This is a genomic window from Rhizobium sp. 01T444, assembly GCF_056398305.1.
This window is the reverse complement of the sequence record NZ_JBFTPD010000121.1, coordinates 1-878: the sequence shown is the minus strand read 5'-3', so window position 1 is coordinate 878 and position 878 is coordinate 1. Positions and strand designations below refer to the sequence as shown.

Below are 878 nucleotides of genomic sequence, written 5' to 3'. Positions count from 1 at the left end.
CATGGTGGTGGCCTCGAGCGAGATGGCGTCCTTGCTCTCCATGATGACGGGAGGCAGCACACCCGGTCCCATCATCAAGCCACCGAAGTCGTAGCGCTTGTCCAGCTCGCGGTCGCGCTTGGCGACCTCAGCCGCGATCTCCCGTGAGCGCTGAAGTAGACCGAGGCGCGTGCCCAGGCCAAAGGCGGTCTCGCGCAGCACCGTCTCACGAACCATGCTCAGCCGGCTCTCGGACTCGGTCGAGCCCTGCGCGTTCATGAGCGAGTCAATAGACAAGGATTGGGTCTGGGCTGAAGTGGCCTGTGCCGCGCCAACCACGATGAGGGCGGTGACCAAGCTCAGGGCCTTGCGGCGGAACGGGATTCTGGTCATGTCGGGATCAGAAGGCGCGGTAGCGAATCTCGATGCCCGACGGCAACATGACCAGGTCGGCGCGCTGACCGAGCTGGTATCCGATGTCCCGCATGACCTCGTCGACCGGAACCCCGAGTGCATGCACCTGGACGTACAAAGGAAGCCGCGGCGTTGGCCCGGTGACTGTGACCTTCTGGCCGGTGACCGGCTCGAGCTGCTTCAGGAGGTCGTTCGCATCGCCGCGCCAGGTCACCCAGAGCTTGCCCTCGGCAATCCGGGGAGCCGGGGCCTTTGCGTCGGCGCTGCCGGTGAAGGCGGCCTGGCCGGCGGACTTCTGAAAGAGACGATCCAGCTGGGCTGCGGCGGGATCCGTGGAGGGGGCCGGTGCCGGTGGCGTCGAGCAGGCGGCAAGTGCAAGGAGCGCTGCAGAGACTGCACCAGCGCCGAAGATCCGCGAGATGTGGGTCATTTTGGACGAGCCCGGGAAGGGATATGGATTTGTGTGATCTGCACCGATACTATCG

2 protein-coding genes are annotated in these 878 nt (G+C 65.3%); both read right to left on the bottom strand.

Annotation, left to right across the window (positions count from 1 at the left end; all coding sequences use genetic code 11):
• Window positions 1–372 (bottom strand): type IV secretory system conjugative DNA transfer family protein (locus tag AC1DTN_RS37450; RefSeq protein ID WP_477925172.1); only part of this gene is annotated, 372 nt, incomplete at its 3' end.
• Between the two features lie 7 nt (window positions 373–379).
• Window positions 380–878 (bottom strand): DotD/TraH family lipoprotein (locus AC1DTN_RS37445; protein ID WP_477925170.1); only part of this gene is annotated, 499 nt, incomplete at its 5' end.